Consider the following 24593-nt stretch of genomic DNA (forward strand, 5'->3'; position numbering starts at 1 on the left):
CGGTTAACTTGTGGGTAATCAAGGGAATTTCGACCAAGGGGTATGCTCCCTTCCGTCCCATGAAATACTAACAAAAACCGTTTTACAGGCGAGGTAGGCGATCTCATGAAAAATATTGCATTCATTTTCAGCAGGGACATCCGGAATATTATCACCAATTGGGCGGCACTGGTCATCATGCTTGGACTGGTCATGCTGCCCTCTTTGTATGCCTGGTTTAATATCAAGGCATCCTGGGATCCTTACGGCAACACAGGCGATATCGCTATCGCGGTAGCCAATAATGACAAGGGTACGACCTTGAGAGGCAAAGCGATCAATCTCGGCAACGAGGTGATCAACTCCCTGAAGGACAATCATAAGCTCGGCTGGCGCTTCGTCAGCGAGGCGGATGCGATGCGAGGCGTGAAACACGGGGATTACTACGCGAGCATCATCATTCCCGAGAGCTTTTCAGCCACCATTGCCACCGTTCTTTCCGATAATCCAACCAAAGCGGAAATTTTGTACTACGTCAATGAAAAAATCAATGCCGTCTCCCCGAAAATCACTTCATCCGGAGCAAGCGGCATCATTCAGGAAGTCAGCAAAAACTTCGTGAAGACGGCCAACGGCACCATTTTCAAAATTTTCAATGAGCTTGGGATCGAGCTGCAGGAGCAGCTGCCGACGATCGAAAAAGTCCGGACGCTCGTATTCAGGCTGGAGAAAAACTTTCCGGAGATCAACCAGGCCGTGAAGGTTGCCATAGACGACATCCATAAAACCGATCAGCTGGTCACAGCGGCGCAGAAGAACCTGCCGCTCGTCACCGATATCGCAAAAAATGGTCAGGCATTCGCCGGCGGGCTGGATACGTTTCTGTCCGCCGCCTCCGGTGCAGCCAAGGACATCGGTCCGAACGTCAAGCAGGATTTGCTGCTGCTTCAGCAGACGGCGCAATCGACGCAGCAGCTAACCTCCGTGCTGAAGGACCCGAACATCGACCCGTCCGTGGTTACCGACACGCTGGATCATGTTACTTCGAGGCTGGAGCTAGGACTCCAAGTCCAAAGCCAGCTCGTGGGCTGGTTTGATCAGCTCAATCAAGTAACGGGCAACCGCATCGGCTTCGTCAGCACCAAGCTGAGACAGGTTGAAGACAAGATGAAACAGCAGCAGACGCTCGTAAGCAGCATCAGCAGCGCCGTCAAGAAAGGCGAGAAGCCAGCTGCCGATCTGGTGGACCGGCTGAATCAGGTGTCGGGGGACACTTCAAAAATCCTGGGAGATATCATCGGCCGATATGACAGCGAAATTCAGCCCGCTATTCTGAGCGGTCTGCAAAAAGCGCAGCAAACCGCTGCTAAAACTCAAACCGTTTTAAACAATGCGCTTAAAAGCGTTCCCGATGTACAAAAGGTGCTTAGCGATGCTTCCAAAGGGCTGACCATCGGCACGCAAAAGGTGAGCGAAATTCAAAAGGAGCTGCCTGCGGTCGAGGCCAAAATTTCCGAGCTGGCCCAGCGGATGCGCGAATTTGAATCCGAAGGGAGCCTGCAGGAGGTCATCGGGCTTTTGAAAAACAATTTCCAGCTGGAAAGCCAGTTTTTCGCCGAGCCGGTCGTTCTAAAGGAAAATCAGCTGTACCCGATTCCCAATTACGGATCCGCCATGTCGCCCTTCTTCTCGACGCTTGCCTTGTGGGTGGGCGCCACGCTGCTTGTGTCTCTGGTGACGACCGAGGTACACGACGAGAATCCTTACAAGAGCTACGAGGTTTATTTCGGCAGGTTCCTGACCTTTCTGACGCTCGCCCTGCTCCAGTCGATTTGCGTGACTACGGGAGACATGTTCGTGCTGGGAACCTATGTCGTGGACAAGCCCTGGTTCGTCGTATTCGGTCTGGTCAACAGCGCCGTGTTTATGCTGATGGTCTACACGCTGGTATCGGTGTTCGGTAACGTAGGCAAAGCGCTGGCCATCGTCATGCTGGTCCTGCAGCTGGCAGGTTCCGGGGGAACGTTCCCCATTCAGACGACGCCTCCTTTTTTCCGGGCGATCCATCCCTTTCTGCCGTTTACTTACGGTATCAGCATGATGCGTGAGTCTGTGGGCGGTATCATTTGGGGCATCGTCCGGAACGATCTGATCATCATGGGAATATTTGCGGCCATTACCTTGATCGTCGGACTTGCTTTAAAAGGCATCATCAATCAGCTTGCGGCAGGTCTTGTCAAAAAAGCCAAGGAGAGCAAGCTGATTCATTAAAATAGGATAGGTCTATTTCTTTTCAAAACGAAAGACGCATCCGGACAGGAATGCGTCTTTCTTATTTTTCGCTGCTCTGGGGCGGAATCTCCAGGATTTCACCCGAGCTTTTGATTTTGGTATGAACTATGCATCGAAAAGTCACTTCAGGGTATACCTTTTCCCAGTTCAGTCTCTTCCACTCCGCATAGCTGAGTCTGTTGCGAACCTGTTTGCCAAGACCGACATTATCGGAACGTTTTTCCTGCATGATGTTGACCATTTTCTCTATTTTGCCCGAGATATATGCGGAAATTCCATTCTCGATCACCCGAATGTCTTTGGGGTTATCCAGCGGAACCTTCCCGCTATACTCCATGATGTCTCCCTTGACCTGCAGAAACAGCTCAACGATAAAGCCCCCGTTCCGTTTTCGCCGGACATTGAATTTTTTATCGCTGCTCACCGTTCCCAACATGACGGAGCCGTCCAATTTCTCCTGATCCAGCTTGATATATATTTCCCCCTGCCGATACTTTCCCCTCGTCATGGCAAACAGCATGTTATAATCCGGACTTAATTTTCCTACATACTTGTCATCGCGGAATAATCCCAATCCGTCCACGACAACACTGTCTCCTTTCTTGCGGACAACCGGAGCCACCGGATCGACGCCATCTTCCAGATAGTCTCTCGCGAACTGATACACATTAACCTGAGGAATGTTTTGATTTTTCCAGTTCTTCTGAAGCAGATGGTCCACGTACTGGCTCGTATTGGGGTGATCGGGAAACTTGCTTTCCAGCAGCTCTTTTACGGAACCGTTAACGATTGTTATTTTTACCCGGGGCGATATGGAAGGATCACGAACCAGATTTTCGATCAGCTTTCGGATTCCTTCGCGGGCTACATCAATACTGTACATCGTGTTTCGGATCTGACCGTTCACAATACTGCGGCTTGTCTGGCGGGAGAGCTTGATTTTGGCCTCTTTGCTCGAATCTGCTTCCGTGCTTATCAGCTCCTGTTTAACCTCGCTTCCTCCCTCCCCTTGGTTGATGATCGCCGCCGTGACGTACAGCTGTTTGTCATCATCAAGATCATAGCCAAGGGTATGATTAATCGCCAGCTTTTCCAGTATTCTCTGGCTGCGGGCGCACCCGGTCTGGCTAACAACGACCCCCAAAATGACCAGAAGCCAGACAAACCTTTTGAGCTGCAGATCACGCACGGGCCTTAACCTCCGATCGTTTTTGAATCATCAGAAGCAGGATCAAAAATAACGGAAATCCAAACGAAAACGCCGTTTCGCCGTAAGTCAAATATTTGAGCACCAGCTCCAGTTGAAACAGCGTATCCGGGAGGATCGAAATCAGAAAGCTCACAAACACGATAAACACTACCATAACGTTGCGATTCGCCTTTGGAAATACTTGCTGGGCGGATTCACATGCCGACCAAATATACATTCCGACGGTGATAACGACCGTGAACAGCAGAAAGCTGAACAGCAAATTTTCGAGCCTCTCCACGAAGGGAAGCTGTATATATGCAAGCATGTCCAGCAACGGATACAGCATGATTTTCAATTGATCAAGGCTAAAGAAGCCAAAGCTGATGAACACAAACGAGAAGTACGTCAGCGTTGTCATGAGATTGCCGGTTTGAACGGATCGGATCCATTTCTTGGACTTGTCCGCATAAGGCATGACAAATAATATCAGCTCATAGCCGGCAAAAGCGGCGAACATATCTACGGCGCCTCTCAACATATGATGTCCTTGTTTGAACACGAACGGCGACATGCGGTCAAACTCAAAATCATTGGAAAAAGCAAACAGTAAGAAGACCATCCATAGGATCAAAATGGAAAAGACGGTCGCTGCTTTGCCGATATTGTATATCCCTTTCGTTACGAGGAAGATAACCATTAGATCGAAGCAGGCCTTGAGCATGAACGTGGATGCCGTGGGAAAGGCGATCAGCTGAAAGATATGGATATACTGTTTGCCAACCATACAGCCAATAAGAGCCAGATAGACCGTGAACACCAGATAGATGGGGATCGTCACGAAACGCGGTAACGATTTTGCCATCACCGCGAATACCGACTCGCCGCCACACATCCGGTTAACGATCCCAATCAGCATAATATTGACCGAAGCTACGCCGCCCAATATCAAGATGGAAATCCAGCCGTTTGTACCGAAATACATGGCCGCCGATCGCGCAAGACTGAGCGCTGTCACGCCGGTCTGGATCATAAACACAAGCAAGGTGATATGGGATGCATAGAGTCTCTCTTTCATATGAATGCCTTCCTTTACCGCTTCATTTTATTGCGCACTTTATTGCGGGTCCGGGACTGCGAAGGCCGGTCCTTCAGCATCCAGAACGGACCGCGGATGAAAATATCCCTCCAGTCATTGACCTTCAGCGGCGCAATCGGAGTAATATACGAAGATCCGAGGCTCGTTAGCTTGGTTAAGTGAATGACAATCACCGAAATTCCGATCATCAGGCCGAAGTTCCCCCAAATGCCTGCCAGAATGATAAGGAAGAATCGCACAAACCGGATTGATGCGCTCATCACATAGCTGGGGATAACAAAAGACGCGATTGCGGACAGTGCGACGGCGATGATGAGAATATTGCTTGTCAAGCCGGCCTGCACCGCGGCCTGCCCGATCACGATACCGCCTACAATCCCGATCGTCTGGCCGATTTTGCTGGGCAACCGTGCTCCCGCTTCACGTAAAAGCTCGATCGTGATTTCCATAAGGAGCGCTTCGAACACCGGCGGAAAAGGAACACGGCTGCGGGATTCGATGAGCGTATAGAGCAGGTTCTCCGGAATCATCTCATAATGGTAGGTCGTAATCGATACATAAATCGCTGTAAACGTAATGGTGATGACAAATGCGATATACCTCAGAATCCGCGTCGCTGTTCCAATCACCCAGTGCTGGTAGTAATCATCCGGCGACATAAAAAACTCAAACAGCGATGTGGGCCCCGAGATGACCGAAGGACTCTCATCCATAATGACGACAAGGCGTCCGCCGGAAAGCTTCGAGACTATCACATCCGGCCGTTCCGTAGTTAAAAACAACGGGAAAATGGTATTGGGATAATCGTCGATATGCTGCACCAGCATATTACTGTCTGAGATGATATCGACTTCTATATCGCGTATCCGTTTAATCATCTCATTCACGTACTCCATATTCACAATCCCCTCGATAAACAGCACAAAAACATCACTCTTCACCACTTCACCGACAGATAACTGAATCACCTTCAGATGGGAGCTTCTTAGTTTGCGGCGGATCAAGGACAAATTGGTAAAGGCTGATTCCGTAAAGGCATCGTGGGGACCGATAATAACGGTTTCCGTTTCGGACTGCTCTATGGAACGGTTGCTTGGACCGTATAAGGCAACCAGGTAAACGCATGAATCATGGAATATGGCAGCATCGCCTTTTAAGATGCCAAGAACAATTTCCTTGCTGTTAAAAGAGGCATTGAATGGGGATCCCGACAGCAGCGGACCCATTTCATCGGCTTGAACGTTGGCGAAGGGTTGTAATATTTCTCTTTCCAGCTCATTCTTGTCTATCAAATGATCGAAATATAAGATATCCGCGGCAAGAAGCGGAAATTTCCGATGAATCAGATCGACGCACTGATCAAATTCATGAAGAATGTATTCCAGGCTTGGTGCAGGGTTTTCCTTCATGCCGCCAGCTCCTCTCTTTTGGAAACATTAGACAAGGTTAGTGTGCATAGCGGCTGGAAAAATATACGTAGGATAGCGGCAGAATTGCTCAACAATTGCGATGGATTCCGGGGCTTAACTCTCTGAAAACAAAGAAAACCGCAGCATCGCTGCGGTTTTAAGCTAATTTCAAAATCTACATGATATCTATGATTACTGCAATTCCTTTATCGTTTCCTGCAGGAACTTGCGGTTGCATTCCAGCAAAGCAAGCCGGTGGCGGAAGGACAGATTAACACCAATCCCCTCCTCATGGGGAGGAATCTTGGTTAAGGTTTCGATCAGCTCGTTCATTTTATCAAGCTTAATTTCTAGCAGCTCCCTGGCGTCATTCCGGGAGAGATGGTCTATAAACATTAAACCGATCTCACCTGCAGGAGTAACGTTCTCTGCGTGAGCTAATGAGGAACGAAGTAAATCGTAGAACTCCTTTTTCCCGTGATCGGTGATGGAATAAATCTGTCTGGGCGGGCGGTTGCCCTCCTGCTCGACGGTCACGTCCACGCAGCCTTGCTTGTCAAGGCGCTTCAGAATGGAATAGGCTGTCGCTTTTTTCATATCGGATACTTGCCCCAAATTTCGTTCTATAAAATCGTTAATTTGATAGCCATGCTGGCTTTGGGTCATTAACAGCCCCAGAACGAGCAATTCGCGTTCATCCATATTTAATGCTCCTTTGGTTCTTGTCCTATTATTAAGTATAGTCATCCTTGACTAGAAGGTCAAAAATTTATTGTTCGCTGCCCAGACTTTATAGCCTTACATGGTTAAGCCTTACTCTCACAACAAACAAAGGGCTGTCCGGGTAACAACCCTGAGACAGCCCTTTTCCTGCTTTATTCCATTTGCGTTTTGGTCATCCAGACCTTCATGCGCGCAATCACTTCGTTAATATTCAGCGGTTTGCTCAAATAATCCGAAGCACCTGCAGCGAGGCATTTGTCTTTATCCTCTTTCATCGCCTTGGCGGTCAATGCCAGGATCGGCAATTCATTCATTTCAAGCGTGCCGCGGATATTTTTCATGGTCTGATAGCCATCCATTTCAGGCATCATGACATCCATCAAGATCATGGCTATATCCGGCTCAGATTGTAGAATATCGAGGCATTCATAACCGTTTTGAGCTGTAAGGACCTTCATATTATATCGTTCAAGCGCGTTGGCAAGCGCATAAACATTTCGGATGTCGTCATCAACGACGAGCACTTTTTTGCCGTCGAACAGATCCGTTTCCTCGAGGATCAGCGGCTCCTCCACCATGTGGTTAGGCGCCGGTACCCGGGCTGCCAGTTCTTCGGCAGAATACGGATTGCTTCCGTCATGCCACGCCGCTTGGGATGCGGCACCCACGGCCGCCTCCGAATGCATCAGCATCATCGGCGAAACATCCACATGCTCCGTTGTGCAAGGAAGATACAACGTAAAGGTGCTGCCGATACCCGGCACGCTTTGCACAGTCAGCTCGCCGCCGAGCAGCTGGGCAAATTGCTGCGAGATGGAAAGACCCAAGCCGGTCCCTCCAAATTTTCTCGCCGTAGCTCCATCCGCTTGTTTGAAGGCTTCAAAAATCAGTTTCTGCTTGTCTTCCGAAATTCCGATTCCCGTATCGCGAACGGCAAAGACAAGGGTTTCCGACGGAATGGAGAATCCGCTGGTTTTCACCGAATCAAGCCTGGAGATACTCAGGTTGACCTCCCCGCGCTCCGTGAATTTGAAGGCGTTGGACAGCAAGTTCCGGATAATTTGGTGCAGCCTGAGCTCATCGCTATAGAACAGATCCGGAACGTCGGGAGCAATATCACATTTGAATTCAACCGATTTGTTCTCCGCCGTTTTGCTAAAGTACCGTTCCATCGATTCAGGCAATTCCCTGATATTCACCGCAGAAATTTCAAGCTGTATTTTCCCGGCCTCAACCTTGGACAAATCAAGAATATCATTGATCAAATGAAGCAGATCCGTCCCTGATGAATGGATGACAGATGCATAATTCGTTTCTTCCTCGGTTAGGTTACCCGAACGATTTTCAGCCAGAATCTGGGATAATATCAGCATGCTGTTCAGTGGCGTTCGAAGCTCATGCGACATATTCGCTAAAAATTCCGATTTGTAATTGGAGCTGGTCTTCAGCTCTCCTGCATATTTCTCCAACTCAATAGCTGCGCTTTCCGCCTGATCCTTCTGCACTTCCAGCTTTTCATTCAAGGACTGAAGTTCATCCGTCTGCATTTGCAGTTCTTCGGATTGCACCTGCAGTTCTTCCGTCTGCACCTGCAGCTCTTCGGATTGAGCCTGCAGCTCCTCGTTTAACGCTTGAGCCTCCATGTACAGGCGCTGAATTTCCATACGATTGATGACACTGTGCATCGTAATGCTGGACATTTCAACCATCTGTTTCAGCATATCCATGCGATGCGAATCCAGCATCCGGAGTGCAGCGACCTCAACAACTCCTAATGTTTTGCCTTCATATACAAAAGGGACCAAAATTAAATAAGAAGGACGCGTGCTTCCGAGCCCGGAAGATATCCTGATGTAGTTGTCCGGAATTTGGTCCAGGACAATGGTTTGCCGATTCTTCGCACATTGGCCGACCAGTCCTTCCCCAAGTGCGATACGGTGTTTGGCTGTATTCTCTTGCTCATCGGCGGCATAAGCGGCCGACAACTCGAACCCATCTTGCTGAGCGGTGTAAAGCGCGATATATGGAGCTCCGAGCACATCCGCCAAACGATTTACGATTTGTTCATTCAGGCTTTGAATGCTTGTTTCGTTTTGCAGTATCGCCGATAATGAGGCAACTTGGTCTTTGAGTTCCCCCTGCTTCTGTACAACCTCAAGCAAATCGTTCGTTGAACGGCCGAGCTCGGCGATCTCATCATTCGAGCGAACCTGTATTCTTCGGTCCAGACTGCCGCCGGATGCCATTTCTTTAATTGTTAGCGTAACATCTTTGATGATCATCACAATGTTTCTGGAAATCGTAACCGCGACCAGAATGGAAAGCACGGCAACGATAGCCCATAATATGTAGATCGTCGTAATGAGCTTATTATTGCTGTCGGCCAGATTTTGTACACGTTCGTTGGTCAGTGTCTTTTCCGTCGATAGAAAAGAATTAAACTTATTGCGGATGGAATCCATCTGGATTTTACCCGGATCCGTTTTGAAAAATTGCTTGATGTCATTCTCCCTGCCCGCCTTCTTCATCTCGATGACGGGATTGCCGGCAATTTCAATCCATTTGTCGATGCTTGTCCGAATGTCTTTTAAATTCTCCTGCTGTGACGGGTTATCAGCCAATAGCTGATAAAGCTTGTTATAGTTCATTTCCCATGCTTCGCTTGCCTCATTAAAAGGATCGAGATAGGAGGCTTCCCCCGTAATGGCATATCCCCTCTGGCCGGTTTCCATATCCAGGAGCGATTTCTCTACGCTGTTCGCCAGATCATGAACCTCAATATCATGCTGGCTCACGAAATCCGTCTCATGCTGAAGCGATGCCACCCTATTTGTCACAACAAACAAAAAAACGCCGACGCACACGATAATAAAAATATAGCCGAGCGTGATTTTGGAGCCTATGTTCAACTTTAATTTTTTTTGCAATTGCAACCCCCCCACCCAATGATCTTCTAAAAGCTCACTGCAATATTCTAGTAGTTGCCGTTTGAATAATCAACCAAATTGTAAGTTTTGGCTCAAACTGCTGTAATGAAAATATTATCACTATTTTATATGTAAGTATAATGATATCTTTTGAATGACGCGGCAGCTTGATAAAAAAGGTTAATGGCTCCATGATTATAGAAAAACCTGCCCAGGGGGAAGTCCTGAGCAGGTTGTCGCTGACCATGTTATTCACTTCTAGCCAGTACGATCCGATCATCCGAGAGCTTATGTCCGCTGATCCGCTCAAACTCGCCGAGAAGCTCTTCAACGGTCAGATGCTTTTTCCGCTGTTCGTCGATGTCCAGGATGATCTGTCCTTTGTCCATCATGATCAGACGGTTCCCGAGCCGGATCGCCTGCTCCATGTTATGGGTAACCATCAAGGTCGTCAGGTTCATCTCGCGGACGATGGATTCCGTCAACCGGGTAATGAGCTCCGCACGGGCCGGATCGAGTGCTGCCGTATGTTCGTCCAGCAGCAGGATTCCCGGCTGCGTGAACGTTGCCATCAACAGGCTGAGCGCTTGGCGTTCGCCCCCGGACAGAAGTCCGACTTTAGCGCGGAGACGATTCTCCAATCCGATGCCCAGCCGTTCGAGCGATTCACGAAACAATTGCCTGCGGCTTGCTTTGATGCTTAAGGCAAGTCCGCGGCGTTTGCCTCTGGCATATGCCATGGCCAGGTTTTCTTCGATCGTCATATGCGGCGCGGTACCGGCCATCGGATCCTGAAATACCCGTCCTACCCAGCGGCTGCGGCGGAATTCGGGGAGATGGCTGATCGTTCTGCCTTCAATCGTCACATCGCCCGCATCCGGTTTCATAACGCCGGAGATGATGTTCATCAAGGTCGATTTGCCGGCCCCGTTGCTGCCGATCAAGGTTACGAAATCTCCGGGACGCAGGCTGAGCTGAATATTTTGCAGCGCAATCTTTTCATCCGGCGAGCCCGGGTTAAACAGCTTCGATACACGGTTGATTTCAAGCATGGAGATCACCTCCCGCCGAGCTCTTGTGCAATGCCGCAATGAGCTCTGCCGAGCGCTTCTTCGCCTGCTGCTTTTGCTTCATCGCCCGGCTGGCCGTCGGGAACACCATAGCAAAGATAACGATAATGGCCGTAATCAGCTTCAAATCCGAAGCATCCAGCCATTCCACCCGAAGCGCAAAGGCCACCACAATACGATATACGACTGATCCTAATACGACCGCAATCGTCGCATGAATCACGTTTCTTGCACCAAAAATCGCTTCGCCGATAATAACAGAAGCCAAACCGATGACGATCATGCCGATTCCCATGCTGCCGTCCGCAAACCCGGACGATTGCGTGATAAGTGCACCGGAGAGCGCAACGAGACCATTGGCAAGGCTGACTCCGATGATCTTGGTGGTGTCCGTGTTGGCTCCAAAGCTCCGAATCATCCGGTCATTATCGCCTGTCGCCCGCAGGGCAAGTCCCAGATCCGTGTGCAGAAACCAATTCATAACCAACAAGACGACGAAGACAACGAGCGGGATTAGAATCCAAGGGTTGATATCAAATACGGTGCTTTCATCCATGATGGCAATATTCGGCTTGCCCAAAATCCTCATATTGATAGAGTACAGCGCGATCATCATAAGAATCCCCGATAACAGTCCGTTAATTTTACCTTTGGTATGCAGCAGGCCTGTGCAGGCACCCGCGGCGACGCCTCCCATGAAGCCCGCTAAGCTTGCAAGCCAGGCGTTATATCCATGCGTGATCATCACTGCGGCAATCGCGCCGCCCGTTGTGAAGCTGCCGTCGACAGTCAAATCAGGAAAATCGAGGATCCGATATGTGATATATACTCCAAGCGCCATCAATGCATAGAGTAAACCAAGTTCAATCGCACCCAAGAGTGAGCTTAGCATGATGAATTCCTCCTTATGACATGAAAGGAGTGGACGAAGGATATCGCCACTCCCCTAAACAATTCCCTACCGTTATTGAATAATGTTGTTCTCTTTGTCCTGAACTTCATTCTTCATCTCATCCGTCACCGTAATGCCTTGAGCCGCAGCGGCCTTCAAGTTCAGGATTAAATCAAGCTTCTCTTGCATCGTTACTTTCATGTCTCCTGGATTTTTGCCGTTCTTCAGAATATCCACAGCCATTTGACCCACTTGGTATCCATGATCGTAGTATTTGAAGCCTACAGTGGCAAACGCGCCTTTCTCAACGGTGTCCCGGTCGCTCGAGAAAAACGGAATATGGTTTTCGTTGGCTACCTGGATAATGGTATCCACCCCGCTGACCACTCTGTTGTCCAGGGTGATGAAAATGGCGTCCGCACGTCCGACAAGCGACTGAGCAGCCTGCTTCACTTCGGATGTGTTCGTAATCGCCGCCTTTACCAGCTTGATGTTGTGCTTGCTGAGCGTTTCCTCCGCGTTCTTGGACATGACAACCGCGTTTGGCTCCCCTTCATTGATAACCAGTCCAACAGACTTAACATTCGGGAAATGCTTAGCGATGAAATCCATTAACTTCTGCACGGCTGCCGGATTCGTATCCGATACCCCCGAAACGTTGCCGCCCGGTTTATCAAGGTTGGACACGAGCTTCGCATCAAGCGGGTCGGTAACGGCTGCAAACAGGACCGGCTTGTCTTTAACTTCTTTCACGATGGCTTGGGCGGAAGGCGTCGCGATGGCGAGCACCAAATCATCCTTCTCTGATGCAATCGTCTTGGCTATCGACAGATTGTTCGTCTGATCATCCTGAGCGTTTTTGTAATTCACTTTCAAATTACTGCCTTCGGTAATTCCGGCATCCTTCAGCGCTGCCAGAAAGCCTTCTCTCGTTGCATCCAAGGAAGGATGTTCAACGATTTGCGAGATTGCAATCTTGTACGTCTTGTTTTCCGCTGGGCTGCTGCCGGAACCGCTGCTCTCCGCTTCGGTTTTCTTACCATCCGTGCTGCCGCAGCCTGCCAGCGCCGTTACGAGGAGCGCCGACATCACGATTGTTAACAATGATTTCTTTTTCAACATCAAAGCCCCCTCCAATATTTTCCTCTACATTGCTTTTGTGTTCGAAAGCGTTAAAGCGTATGGATAAAAAAAAGAAGTGCCGCTTTCTGTATAGGCGCAAAGTCTATACGATGAATTGATTATTCATAATCATATATGGGCACTCCCGGATCCGTCAATCGGTATACGACAAAAAAGACGAAACTTTTTATTCCCTATATAGTGGTAATTATTCCAATCTTTCCGCCCGGTTTTATTGCTCGATCTGCCTGATAACCTCTTTCAGCGTCATCGCTTCCATGCTCGGTATTTTGAGATCATAATGCTCGAACGGGAATGTGCTCGTCATTTCGTTCGGCACGATCACGGTGCGCAGCCCTGCGCTTTTCGCAGCCGTAAAACCGTTCAGTGAATCCTCGAACGATATCGCTTCTTCCGGATGAACCTCCAGCTTTTGAAGGGAGATGAGATACAACTCGGGATCCGGCTTCACTTCCTTCACCAAATCCGCCGTATTGATCGAGTCAAAATACTCATGAAGACCAAATCTCGTCAAGTAGGGCTCAATCCAGTTGAAATAGGAGCTGGAAGCGAGTCCGATTTTCAGCCCCAATACTTTGGCTTCGTTTAAATAATCCACCACGCCGGGTCTCGGCTCGATCTGCCGCAGCAGTTCGCGGTACTGATCATCGACCTGCTTGCGAATAACCTCCACGTCCACGGAATGCACCAATATTTCCGCCAAATATGTATAGGGATTAAACACATCAAAGGAAGTACCGACGCACTGGGCGTACATCGCAAGCGGCAGTTCCTTTCCATATTCGCCGTAAACCTTGCAAAAGGCATGATACGCCGGCGTTTCCGTATCTACCATCAGCCCGTCAAAATCAAAAACGACTGCCTTGATCAATTCACTCACCTTTTTCTTTGTTGTTATGTTCTGCCTTTATTCCGCCCGTTTCCGGCGAAGCGTGCGCTCTGGATCGCGCACAAATCCATACTGCTCGTATAACCCGTGGGCATCTGCGGTCACCAATAAGCCGTGAAGCCGGGCAAATCTTTCATCGTTCGTAATCGCTTCGACCAGCATTTTGCCAAGTCCTCGTCCGCGATACGCTGGGTCGATGATCACGTCGCAAAGATAATACACCGTAACCAGATCCGTCACGACCCGGGCGAAGCCGATCTGAACGCCATTGTCATAAACTCCGAAGCAGATGGAATTGGTTATGGATGCCTCAATGATCTCCACCGGCCGGTTTTGGGCCCAGTAGCTGTCCCTCAACAAGGCTGCGATCCGGTCAAGCTGCAGCAGCTCCTTCCGGTCACTAACCAGGAACTCGTGATTTTCGAGCTGCATGGTTTCACACACCTCCGAATTTTTTTGGTTTATAAAAGCTTCTCCACACCTGTTGAAAATCCTTTTCCGGCCCTTCGGAGGCTTGAACTCAAACGGGCCGGACGCCCCGCGCCCGGCCAAAATACAACATTGCGATTGATGTCGGTTTAAAGCCGGACCATTTGCACCTGTTTCCGCAGCTGCTCGAACACCGCCGGATCAATTTGACCCGCTTGTTCGGTCATGGCGTTGGAGGTCCCGGCCGCGGAGGCCATCGCGAGACCATCTTCGAGCGAAAGCTTGCGGGCCAGCGACACGGCCATGCCTGCCACGAAAGAATCGCCGCAGCCTACAGTATTCACGACCTCGACCTTCGGCGTCGTGACGCGATAACATCCGTCCTTCACCGCCGTCAATGAGCCGGCCCCCCCAAGAGAAACGCTGATCCGTTCCATCTCGTATTTGTGAAGCAGGGTTTCCACCGCGTTCCGCAGCGCCTCTTCATCCGCTACCTCGATGTCAAGCAGTGCCGCAACTTCCTCTTCATTCGGCTTGATCATATGTGGCTTGGCTTCAATGCCATGGCGCAAGGCGTCGCCGCTTGCGTCCAGAATGACATATGCGCCTGCTTCCTTGGCGATTTGAACCAGCTCCACGTAATAATCCTTGGGAGCACCGGCCGGCAGACTGCCGCTCAAGCAAACGATTTGGGATCGCGAAGCCAGATCACGGATTCTCTGCTTCATCTCCTCCAGGGCCGCCTCGCTGACGGTCGGGCCCGGCTCAAGCAATTCCGTCGAAGTGCCGTGCTCCTCATCGAGAATATTAAGACAAATGCGGGATTCGCCTTCCACAGACACAAAATCATGTGCAATTCCCATCCGGGTTAACTGCTGCTTAATGATCTCTCCATTCATGCCGCCTACAAAACCGGTTGCCGTTACCGGAACGCCCAACTGGGCAACGACCTTCGCCACATTGATTCCTTTGCCGCCCGGCGCGGCATTGAAGCGCTGAACCCGGGACACCTTGCCCAGTGGAAACGAAGGCAGGTAATATGTTTTATCGATGGCTGCATTCAGTGTTACGGTCGTAATCATATGTCTCCTGTCATCCCATCTTAAGCTGATCGGGCGAGCATATCCACCTTGCGACGACCCGGGGAAGGCCGCGGATTCCCCTCGCTCGCCGACAGCTATGTCTTCTCGATGTCCCCTTTATCCGATCCTGAAATTTCGGTCTAGCATTCCTGCCGTATCAGGCTGGGACACACCGGCAATACCCAAAGTATACCGTCCCTCTTAGCATTGCACAACGATTTGGACATGGATGCAGTGATCGGCACGGAAGGACTCACCGCCGTTCATTTCATCCGTCTGCACTCGCTTCAGACGGATTGCATCAAAGTCTCGATCTTCCCAAGCGAAGGAAGGGAGCCCGTTCCGCCAACCCCCTGGGTAGATATCGCGCCGCTGGCATTGGCGAATGCCACCATTTCCCGGCCGCGCAGCCCATTGCAAAATGCATAGATCAGACCGGCATTAAATGCATCCCCCGCACCCGTAGTATCCACCGGTGTCACTTTGAAGGAGGCAACCATTTCCGGCTCCGAGCCAGGCTCAAGCAGCATGGCTCCTCTGCTGCCGCACTTCACGGCGGTGGTATGAGCTTCAGCCGGAAGCATCCCGCATGCTTCCTCCAAGCTATCGGATTCGTATATATGCATGACTTCCTCTTCGCTCGGAATGAATAAATCCGTATGCGGCAGAAGCCGGTCAATGCCCTGCCGGTGCCAGACGCCATGGACATCCCAGCCCGTGTCGAAGGAAGTGGTTATGCCTTGGCTGCGAAGCTGCGCATACAGCGTCTCCCAGTGAGGACGCATTCCGTCCTGCAGAAAATAGGAGCCGAAATGCACATGATCCGCTTCACGAAGCACCGCTTCATGGATATCTTCCGGTTTCAAGAGAGGTATGCTGCCCGGAAAAGTCATGAGCCCGCGGTCGCTCGGCGTCGAAAACGAAAGCGTCACCCCGGTCTTAAGCTCCGCTTTCCGGATCACATGCGCCGTGTTTACGCCCATCCGTTCCAACTCTTTCACGCAGAAACGCCCGAAGTCGTCATCGCCAACCACGCTCACAAAATGCACATCCGCGCCTAACCCGGCCAGCGCACACGCCGTAATGGCCGAGGAAGAACCCAGCACGATTTCAAAAGAATCAATCAGCTTCTCGCGGTTCCACTCCGGTATTAAATCCGTTCCCCTTACTATGGCATCCACATTCAATTCGCCGATCACAACAATGTTCATTCCGCTCTCCCCTTTTCGTTGAAGCTCATCTTCGTTATCCGTTGAAGATCTGCTGGCAGCAATGTCTCCCTGCAAAACCAGTCGATTTTGCGCAAATTTGCATTTCTGTATGCGGTATAAAGTCGTGCAAGTGAATACTCATTTCAGATGAAAGTTCCAGGCCTCCATATTTGATACCCCAGCCAACCGGTGATATTCCTGCAGACTGCCCTCTTCATTTCGGACTCTCTCAGGCAAATTGTATGTCCATATCTATGCAAAGTCAATCTCATTTTCTCACTTTTTGCCGCAAATTTACCCAAATCTTTCGGGACCATGCCTTGTTTATTTTCGTTTGACCTTCGATCCTATTTGTCATAACATGAATAGATACAAGCTATATTTAACTCGCATTTTCCCATCAAAATCATCATCCGGAATTAGGATTATTCATACTTCTTCTGTATCATGATGAATTTGCGGCAAATATATATATCAGTAAAGGACGGTCATACCATGGCTACACTAAAGGACATCGCAAGCATTGTCGGCGTGTCGGTATCCACCGTTTCACGGGTGCTTTCCAATGAGAGCAACCGCTCCGTGAATTCGGAAACCAAAAAGAAAATCTGGGACACGGCGCGTGAGCTCGGCTACCAAGCCAAAAGCTCGGGCTCGCTCCCCAATCAGACCAAGCTTGTCGGCTGCATTGTTTCGACCATGCAAAACCGGCGTTATCACCCCTACTTTTCGGTGATGCTGGACGGCATCGACCAGGAGCTCGGGAAAAACGGCTACAAGCTCGCATTTACTTATACGCAGGAGGAGCTGCAGAAGCCCGAGTCGCTGAAACAAATGCTGCAGGATAACCATATCGAAGGCATGATTCTGATCGAAGGCATTGACGAAACGATTTATCGTCAAATCCGCAAGCATGATTGTCCTATCGTCGGCATTGACGTGCAGGACAGCAGCATCCCCGTTGTATCCTATGACCGGGTTGAAGCGGCACGGACCGCTGTCTCCCATATGACGCAGCAGGGCCACCGGGACATTCTCTTTATCGGGGGTACCGGTTTATCCGGCAAAATGGAGCGCGAGAAACGATTTAGAGGGTACAAGCAGGCGCTTGATGAAGCCGGGATCCCCTTCCATCCCGAACGCATCCTTGATGCGCAGTGGGAACCGGATCAGGCTTACCAGCTCATGCTTTCTTTCCTTGAGCGCACATCCAAACCGTTGCCTACTGCGGTATTCGCGGCAAGTGACATTATGGCGATGGCGGCCATGCGGGCCATATCGGAAAAAGGCTATCGCATCCCTCAGGATTTTGCGGTCGTCGGATTCGACGATAACGAGCCATCCCGATACACCGTGCCGCCGCTGTCCACCATTCATATTCCGACTTACGAGATCGGCGCCATCGCGGCCAAAGCATTGCTTCAGTCAATCCGCGATCCCTATCCGCTGCCAGTCACGATCTCGGTACCGTTCGAGCCCAAGTTCCGCGCTTCAAGCGACTGGCAAGCCGGACGTTAATCCGAGAAGAAAAGGGCATTTCCATCAGGTCCGGTGACCAGGGAAATGCCCTTTCATATTTTCATAGAAATCATCCTGATTGCGATCCGCTCTTTAGAGATTGACCGCGTCCAAATGCCGGCGGCAATTGTACAAATCGCAGACCCACGCCTCATTCAGCTGCCGAACGAGCGTCACTGAGGTATTATGAAGATGCTCCTTCTCGCTCATGTCCGGAACCAGAGCCGGAAGCAGCGTCGCGATCAGCGCCCCGTGGCTCACCGCCAGGACCCGTTTCCCTGGATATCTTAAGCAAATATCCTCTACGGCTGCCATCCCCCGCTGAAGCATCGATTCATCCGATTCGATGCCGAGTTCCATGTCTCCCCAGTCTTCGCCCCACATCCGGATACGCTCGTCTTCCGTCGTTCCTTCCATTTTGCCGCAAGCCATTTCGCGCAGGCGTTCATCCAGATGGAGCGGGACGTTCAGCGCCGCCGCGATCGTTTCCGCCGTTTCCTTTGCCCGTGACAAATCGCTGGCATATATCGCGTCCCATTTTTCGTTTCTAAAACGCTCCGCCAAAGCCCGCGCCTGCGCCAGGCCCGTTTCGTTCAGCGGAACGTCGGTTTGCCCCTGTGCTCTTCTCTCCAAGTTCCAATCCGTTATGCCGTGTCTGACCCATCCGATCGTCGTCATATGCCGCCTCCAGTCATGTTATTCGCTATAAAAAGTCATATGATCCTTGTCTGCCCTGTAATAGTCCATACGGTCCTGCAAACTCCCGGTGTGAAGCTCGAACCGGTGTCCGTCAGGATCCAGAAAATATACGGATCGTTTGTCCCTCTCGTCCCGCTCGCGCCCTGGAAGAATGCGCACTTCCCCGTCCCTCAGACGCTTCATCCATGCATCAAACTCTTCTTCGGCCACGGTAAAGGCGATATGGGTATACGTCATCGGCATCGGCTCACGCGCTACATCTTCCACGTTAAGCGCGATCCATAACCCGTTCAGATCAAAATACGCAAGGCTTCTCCCTTTCACCAACGGTTTCGCGCCAAGAATACGCTCATAAAAATCCATCGAAGCCGTCAGATCCGAAACCGAAAAACATAAATGATTGATTCCCTGGATTTTCATAAGAGCCCCTTTCAAGCCGTTGATATATGCTCGTTTCCTAAGCTTGAAGCATGACGGAACATCGCCGTTAATCCAGATAGGTCGTGGTACGCTGGATCTTCACGCTGGATTCCCGCACGATGAGTCTCGGTTCAAACTGTACCTTCTCATAAACGCCAGTCACATTTTCGCGAATGCGCTTCAACAACAGCTCTGTAGCCAATCGGGACACTTCAACCCCCATGATGGATACCGAGCTGATCTGCGGTGATGTAATCGTCGTGTAAATATTGTTGTCGATGCCGCATACAGCCACATCTTCAGGCACCCGCACCCCTAGTTCCTTGAAGCGGTTAATCAAGCCGATCGCCACCATATCATTGCCCGCGTATACCGCATCCGGCATATTCTTCAAGCTTTTGAAATAATCCGCGGCCTTCGCTCCCGTATTCAAAGAGAAATCCTCGCCGAAATATACTAGCGACACATCCACATGGCTAAGTGAATTGACATAGGCATTGTAACGTTCTTCGATGATATCCCGCGGCGCCCCGGCATAAGCAATCCGCGTCCGGCCGATGCCGATCAGATGCTCCATCGCGAGCCGCCCCTCTTGCTGGGACAAGCAGACAATGTCCGCTTTAATGTCCGGGGCCAGTTTCTTGCCGTAATTGATGATCGAAATGGGAACCGGAGATTTGTTGACCAGCTCTGTGAAAGTCTTCGGGTAGGCGAGGGGCAGAATGATCAAACCATCCACGTGCAGCTTCTTCACATCCCGGATCGTTTCTAGCTCAATGCGGCCGATTCCGGACGTGTCGATATGAACCACGCGATAGCCGTGCTGCTTGGCTGCCTGCTCGACCGCCCACGCAATTTCGGGAACGAAGGCATTGCGTATATCCGGTACGGCGAGCGCGATTTGGTTCGTATTGCGGATTTTCAGGCTTTGGGCGGCAATGCTGGGGATAAACCCGAGCTCGTCGATTGCCTGCAGCACTTTAGCCTTCGTTTTTTCGCTGATGCCGCCAGAATTGTTGATGGCTCTGGATACCGTCGCAATGCCGACGCCGGCTCTTTCGGCTACATCCTCTATCGTTACTTTTGATTTGTTTGGCAAGCTGCATTTGTCCCTTTCTTATATGGAATCGTTTCCTAAAAAATCGTTTCATCCGTAACCTTATCTCTATTATACCACTAAAGCTTTTTTCAATAAATCTGAAAGCAGCGTCCATGCCTGTAAACTGGTATTCCACAAGCTTTACACGGCTTTCAAGACGTTAATATTTGCAATTTTAAGTTTGACAACATCGTGAATATGTGACATATTAATCACCGGAAACGTTTCCTTTTATGAGCAAAAACAGCTCATGTATTCATAATGATGATCTAATTTACCAAACAGGAGATGACCTACGTGAAAGCACTAAGATGGCATGGGCAAAAAGACTTGCGTCTTGACAGCATCGAGGAACCGGCTGCTTCCAAAGGCAAAGTGAAAATCAAAGTGGAATGGTGCGGCATTTGCGGCAGCGATCTGCACGAGTACACATCCGGCCCGATTTTCATTCCTCAGGCGGCACCGCATCCTTTGACCGGCGAGAAAGCTCCGATCGTCATGGGACATGAATTTTCCGGACAAGTCGTAGAAATCGGAGAAGGCGTCAGCAAAGTCAGCGTTGGCGACCGTGTCGTTGTCGAACCGATTTACGCCTGCGGCGAATGCGAAGCTTGTCAGCAAGGCAAATACAACCTTTGCGAAAAAATGGGCTTCTTGGGACTCGCTGGCGGCGGAGGCGGATTCTCGAGCTACGTGGCTGCCGATGAAGTCATGGTCCACAAAATTCCCGACTCCGTTTCCTACGAGCAAGGCGCTCTGGTGGAGCCTTCCGCCGTTGCCCTTCACGCCGTTCGTTCGAGCAAACTGAAAGTCGGGGATAAAGCGGCCGTATTTGGCACAGGCCCAATCGGACTGCTTGTGATCGAAGCGTTGAAAGCATCCGGCGCATCCGAGATTTATGCCGTGGAACTGTCCCCTGAACGCAAGGAAAAGGCGGCGGAGCTCGGCGCGATCGTTATCGATCCGAAGGAGTTTGACGCTGTCAAGGAAATTCACAAACGCACAGGCGGCGGCGTGGATGTTGCCTATGAAGTGACCGGGGTACCCCCAGTGCTTACCCAGGCTCTGCAATCCACCAAAATGGGCGGCGAATTGATGATCGTCAGCATCTTTGAAAAGGAAGCTCCGATCCAGCCAAACAACGTGGTGATGATGGAACGCACGATCAAGGGCATCATCGGTTATCGCGACGTGTTCCCTGCAGTAATCAGCCTGATGGACAAAGGCTATTTCCCTGCGGACAAACTCGTAACCAAACGCATCCGTCTGGATGAGGTTCTTTCCGAAGGCTTCGAAACGCTGCTGAAGGAAAAGAATCAGGTTAAAATTCTGGTTAAGCCGGAATAATTCGTTTTTATTGTTTACTATCTATCCACTTTCCATCTTCCTATGGCAGAGCCGGTTTCTCTTCGCGAGAATCCCGGCTCTTTTTTTATAATTGTTCGCTTATTTGCTGTCCATGGACCTCATGATTTGTATATTGACAAATAATTATTTTTGTGTTATAATAAAATATTTACTGTTTGACACCGATTTTTGATGGCGTTATGATAGTACTCGCTCGTTGAATCTATTCTTTTCATGGAGGGTACTTGTATGAATCAGACCAATCACGCCAGTCACATTCATATGCTGAATATTTCTTCCATCGTCATGGGTAAGACCGATACGATCCACCCCGTCTTGATCCATGACTCGGGGCACGTGATACTGGTGGATACCGGTTATCCCGGGCAAAGCTCCAAATTCTCGGAAGCGCTTGCTCCTTACGGCATCGACATTCAAGACATAACCCATGTGATATTAACTCATCAGGACCTCGATCATATCGGCAGCCTGCCGGCCATGCTCGAACAAGCAGAACATCCGCCCGAGGTGCTGGCAAGCGCCCAGGAAAAGCCTTATATCGAAGGCGAGCGAATGCTGCTTAAAATCACCCCTGAAGCCATCCGGGCTGCCGAAGCTATGATTCCCGCCGATGTGCCTGAGGCCTGGAAGCAGGCATTTCTCTCCACATTAAAAAATCCGCCACAATCACCCGTAAGCCGTGTGATTCATGACGGAGAACTCCTGCCCCTGTGCGGCGGCATTCAAGTTATTGCGACACCGGGACATACGCCCGGTCATCTCAGTTTATTTCACGTCCCGAGTCGAACGCTTATTGCCGCCGACGCCCTTCGAGTCGTTGACGGCCGTCTTTGCGGTCCCGATCCGGAGCAGACCCTGGATATGCCTCTCGCAGCGGAATCGATCCGAAAGCTGGCTGCCTTGGATGCAGAGGCTGTGATATGCTATCACGGCGGAATGTACAGGAATCAAGTCAGCCAAGCCCTGCGGGAGCTGATATCCGGCTAAACGGCCGGCGGCCGGCGGGACTATCCGTTCACTTTGAGTTCATTAGCCGGATGCACGGCCCGATCCTCATGGCTTTCGCGGCTATGAAACAGGTCGAATGCCTGCTGCATTTTCCGCAAATAAACCGGATCCTGGCTGGAGCAAGCAAAGCGGATATCCCCCCTGCCCTGTCCGTCAAGCAATCCCTTGCTATCCAGTACATGGCGGAGTCTGCGGATGGTACCGCAGCTGCCGTCAATGATCTCGATATGCTTGGGCAGAATCCGGCTTAGCAGCGGCTTGAAAAAAGGAAAATGCGTACATCCCAGCACCAGTGTTCCATAGTCATCCAGAGGGTACGCGGCAAATTTCTCGTTAAAATAAGCGGTCAGCACGTCATCATCAAACTGCATGGCCTCGCAGTACGTTACCAGTTCCGGTAGAGGCAGCGAATCTACGATGCTGTGGTCGTCCACGCGGGACACCAGCTGGGCATATTTCGATTGGTGGAGCGTCAGCGGCGTGGCAGCCACGAGCACCCTTTTTCCGGTGTCACGGTTCATCTCGACGGCAGGCTTCACTGCAGGCTCCATCCCGATGATCGGAAAGCTGCATTCCTTGCGCAGCTCCTCCGCCGCGGCACTGGTCGCGGTATTGCACGCAATGACCAGCGCTTTGATGTTTTCTGTTAGCATTTGATCCAGCGACTCACGCACAAACCTTTGCACCTGCTCCTTCGTTTTCGTGCCGTAAGGTACATGAAGCGTGTCGGCAAAAAATAAAAAGTCCTCATTGGGCAGCTGCTTCACGGCTTCAGAAAGTACGGTTAATCCGCCTAACCCTGAATCAAAAAGCGCAATTCGCATTGTTGTTCACCTGATTTTTCATAGATTCATTACACTTGTCTTCTTCTTTAATCCCCTATATGATGAAAACCAAATTATTGCCAAAAGTCAAGGCGATCAGCCATGGAAAAATAATACACATCTTTCCCGACCCTTGAATCATAGCTGCTAGATTTCACTCGGAGGCTGCTGCTCTCGGTCCTTAATCATGCATATAAATTCGACAGGACGGCCGTGAATGGGTGAAGCGAATTCGCGGATACGTTCGAAGCCCGCTTTTTCATATGCCCGAATGGCTCTTGCATTGAACGAAGCAACGGCAAGCCTGATCCCTTTGCCCGGAAAAGCTTGCTGCAAGTATCGTACGCCCTCTTCTACAAAACGGGATCCGCTCCCTTGGCCGGTAAGCTCAGGCTTCATCCCCAGTCCGAAATCTACATAGCCGTCATCCTCATAGATGCCTGCTTCATAACCGCCCGGAACGCGTGCAGAAATGCCGGAGCAGTAAAAACCGATCATTTGCCCCTGATCGTCCCGGCAGGACATGTAGTCCCCGTTCAGCAATTCCCCGATATCCTCTTCGCTTCCATCCATGCTGTACAGTTCGTAGGGCTCGGGATATGTCCATAGGGCGATGTTCTCCGCATCCTCACGGTTCATTCCTTTGATACGCACCATCACATTACTGCCTTCCTCCCCCCGGAGTTGTGGTCCATGCTTTTCTTGCAGTAGAGACTGTCCCAGTCCCCGGTCAATAAAATTAGCGGACACCCGTTTGACGTTCAACTCTTTGGCCCATACGGATAGCTGGCCGATATGATGGATCTCATGGGCGGTCACATGCCGGAGGACCTCTTCATACACCAACGGCTCTTCATGCCACGATACCTGCACCACGGAACGAAGCTTGAGATCGCTGGCTGTCGACAAAATATCCCTGATTTGCCGGCGGCAATCATCCGATAATCTTCTCACCGCATCCAGTGTGGGATAATCTTCGAACCGGGGTTCCCAATCTTCCAGCCCTTCGATGGCGCGAACCCAGCTAAGCTCCACATCGACAATATGGAATAACGTCTTCAGGATCGATCCGACGCCTCCTGTTCTTTCCTTTACAAGCTCTTCGGCCGGCAGCTGATCCCAAACCTCGAACCATTCATCTCTGACCTGCCAGTTATATTCAAACCAAGCTTTCATCGGTTGGGCTCTCCTTCGCAATGGGTTCATCCTCTTTCGATGTCGTTATTGCTTTAAATCTCTGAAACTCGCTGCATATCGCGTAATGCGCCCGTCTTTGAAAACCTCTATGCTTTTCATCGTATGCAGAAAAGTTATTGTTTTCCC

The 24593-nt window shown here is 50.5% G+C and carries 21 protein-coding genes; 4 read left to right on the forward strand and 17 right to left on the reverse strand.

Features of this window, described 5'->3' with window-relative positions; all coding sequences use genetic code 11:
- The first annotated feature begins 105 nt into the window (after positions 1 to 105).
- Positions 106 to 2250, forward strand: coding sequence for a YhgE/Pip domain-containing protein (locus PCH05_RS10345; RefSeq protein WP_127602305.1), 2145 nt, complete (start codon positions 106 to 108; stop codon positions 2248 to 2250).
- Between the two features lie 61 nt (positions 2251 to 2311).
- On the opposite strand, the gene PCH05_RS10350 is transcribed toward PCH05_RS10345, so the two are convergent.
- The 12 genes from PCH05_RS10350 to PCH05_RS10405 all read right to left on the reverse strand — a co-directional run bounded on the left by PCH05_RS10350 (position 2312) and on the right by PCH05_RS10405 (position 16334).
- Positions 2312 to 3460: a Ger(x)C family spore germination protein gene (locus PCH05_RS10350; RefSeq protein ID WP_127602306.1), complete on the reverse strand. Its 1149-nt coding sequence runs from the start codon at positions 3458 to 3460 to the stop codon at positions 2312 to 2314.
- Positions 3453 to 4538: a GerAB/ArcD/ProY family transporter gene (locus PCH05_RS10355; RefSeq protein ID WP_127602307.1), complete on the reverse strand. Its 1086-nt coding sequence runs from the start codon at positions 4536 to 4538 to the stop codon at positions 3453 to 3455. Before PCH05_RS10355 ends, PCH05_RS10350 begins: the two co-directional genes overlap by 8 nt.
- A 14-nt stretch (positions 4539 to 4552) precedes the next feature.
- Positions 4553 to 5968, reverse strand: a complete 1416-nt coding sequence (locus tag PCH05_RS10360) for a spore germination protein (protein WP_127602308.1) — start codon at positions 5966 to 5968, stop codon at positions 4553 to 4555.
- Positions 5969 to 6160: 192 nt separating this feature from the next.
- Positions 6161 to 6670: a PadR family transcriptional regulator gene (locus PCH05_RS10365; protein WP_127602309.1), complete on the reverse strand. Its 510-nt coding sequence runs from the start codon at positions 6668 to 6670 to the stop codon at positions 6161 to 6163.
- A gap of 173 nt (positions 6671 to 6843) precedes the next feature.
- Positions 6844 to 9618: a CHASE3 domain-containing protein gene (locus PCH05_RS10370; protein ID WP_127602310.1), complete on the reverse strand. Its 2775-nt coding sequence runs from the start codon at positions 9616 to 9618 to the stop codon at positions 6844 to 6846.
- Positions 9619 to 9866: 248 nt separating this feature from the next.
- Positions 9867 to 10670: an ABC transporter ATP-binding protein gene (locus tag PCH05_RS10375; protein ID WP_127602311.1), complete on the reverse strand. Its 804-nt coding sequence runs from the start codon at positions 10668 to 10670 to the stop codon at positions 9867 to 9869.
- Positions 10663 to 11580: an ABC transporter permease gene (locus PCH05_RS10380; protein WP_127602312.1), complete on the reverse strand. Its 918-nt coding sequence runs from the start codon at positions 11578 to 11580 to the stop codon at positions 10663 to 10665. Before PCH05_RS10380 ends, PCH05_RS10375 begins: the two co-directional genes overlap by 8 nt.
- A gap of 72 nt (positions 11581 to 11652) precedes the next feature.
- The gene (locus tag PCH05_RS10385) at positions 11653 to 12702 is read right to left on the reverse strand and encodes an ABC transporter substrate-binding protein (protein ID WP_127602313.1); all 1050 of its coding nucleotides are present in this window, start codon (positions 12700 to 12702) and stop codon (positions 11653 to 11655) included.
- 232 nt (positions 12703 to 12934) lie between these two features.
- Positions 12935 to 13603, reverse strand: coding sequence for an HAD family hydrolase (locus PCH05_RS10390; RefSeq protein WP_246049448.1), 669 nt, complete (start codon positions 13601 to 13603; stop codon positions 12935 to 12937).
- A gap of 27 nt (positions 13604 to 13630) precedes the next feature.
- On the reverse strand, positions 13631 to 14044 hold the full coding sequence (locus PCH05_RS10395; RefSeq protein WP_127602314.1) for a GNAT family N-acetyltransferase: 414 nt from the start codon (positions 14042 to 14044) through the stop codon (positions 13631 to 13633).
- A gap of 146 nt (positions 14045 to 14190) precedes the next feature.
- The gene (gene pfkB / locus PCH05_RS10400; protein ID WP_127602315.1) at positions 14191 to 15123 is read right to left on the reverse strand and encodes a 1-phosphofructokinase; all 933 of its coding nucleotides are present in this window, start codon (positions 15121 to 15123) and stop codon (positions 14191 to 14193) included.
- 287 nt (positions 15124 to 15410) lie between these two features.
- The gene (locus PCH05_RS10405; RefSeq protein ID WP_127602316.1) at positions 15411 to 16334 is read right to left on the reverse strand and encodes a carbohydrate kinase family protein; all 924 of its coding nucleotides are present in this window, start codon (positions 16332 to 16334) and stop codon (positions 15411 to 15413) included.
- Positions 16335 to 16829: 495 nt separating this feature from the next.
- Between PCH05_RS10405 and PCH05_RS10410 the strand changes: the two genes are divergently transcribed.
- On the forward strand, positions 16830 to 17852 hold the full coding sequence (locus PCH05_RS10410; protein ID WP_127602317.1) for a LacI family DNA-binding transcriptional regulator: 1023 nt from the start codon (positions 16830 to 16832) through the stop codon (positions 17850 to 17852).
- 93 nt (positions 17853 to 17945) lie between these two features.
- On the opposite strand, the gene PCH05_RS10415 is transcribed toward PCH05_RS10410, so the two are convergent.
- The 3 genes from PCH05_RS10415 to PCH05_RS10425 all read right to left on the reverse strand — a co-directional run bounded on the left by PCH05_RS10415 (position 17946) and on the right by PCH05_RS10425 (position 20070).
- Positions 17946 to 18530, reverse strand: a complete 585-nt coding sequence (locus tag PCH05_RS10415; RefSeq protein WP_127602318.1) for a histidine phosphatase family protein — start codon at positions 18528 to 18530, stop codon at positions 17946 to 17948.
- Between the two features lie 18 nt (positions 18531 to 18548).
- Positions 18549 to 18971, reverse strand: coding sequence for a metallothiol transferase FosB (gene fosB, locus PCH05_RS10420; RefSeq protein WP_127602319.1), 423 nt, complete (start codon positions 18969 to 18971; stop codon positions 18549 to 18551).
- A gap of 67 nt (positions 18972 to 19038) precedes the next feature.
- Entirely contained in the window at positions 19039 to 20070 is a 1032-nt protein-coding gene (locus PCH05_RS10425; RefSeq protein ID WP_127602320.1) for a LacI family DNA-binding transcriptional regulator, read from the reverse strand.
- 297 nt (positions 20071 to 20367) lie between these two features.
- On the opposite strand from PCH05_RS10425, the gene PCH05_RS10430 reads away from it, so the two are divergent.
- On the forward strand, positions 20368 to 21417 hold the full coding sequence (locus tag PCH05_RS10430; protein ID WP_127602321.1) for a 2,3-butanediol dehydrogenase: 1050 nt from the start codon (positions 20368 to 20370) through the stop codon (positions 21415 to 21417).
- Positions 21418 to 21666: 249 nt separating this feature from the next.
- Positions 21667 to 22425: an MBL fold metallo-hydrolase gene (locus tag PCH05_RS10435; RefSeq protein ID WP_246049449.1), complete on the forward strand. Its 759-nt coding sequence runs from the start codon at positions 21667 to 21669 to the stop codon at positions 22423 to 22425.
- A 20-nt stretch (positions 22426 to 22445) separates the two neighbouring features.
- On the opposite strand, the gene murI is transcribed toward PCH05_RS10435, so the two are convergent.
- Both murI and PCH05_RS28010 read right to left on the reverse strand, forming a co-directional pair.
- A complete protein-coding gene (murI, locus tag PCH05_RS10440) occupies positions 22446 to 23270 on the reverse strand; it encodes a glutamate racemase (RefSeq protein WP_127602322.1) in 825 nt (274 codons plus the stop codon).
- A 147-nt stretch (positions 23271 to 23417) separates the two neighbouring features.
- Complete coding sequence (locus PCH05_RS28010; RefSeq protein ID WP_307719527.1) at positions 23418 to 24446, reverse strand: DinB family protein; 1029 nt, start codon at positions 24444 to 24446, stop codon at positions 23418 to 23420.
- Positions 24447 to 24593 lie beyond the last annotated feature (147 nt).

It is taken from the genome of Paenibacillus chibensis (assembly GCF_004001045.1).
GTDB classification, from domain to species: Bacteria; Bacillota; Bacilli; order Paenibacillales; family Paenibacillaceae; genus Paenibacillus_AQ; species Paenibacillus_AQ chibensis.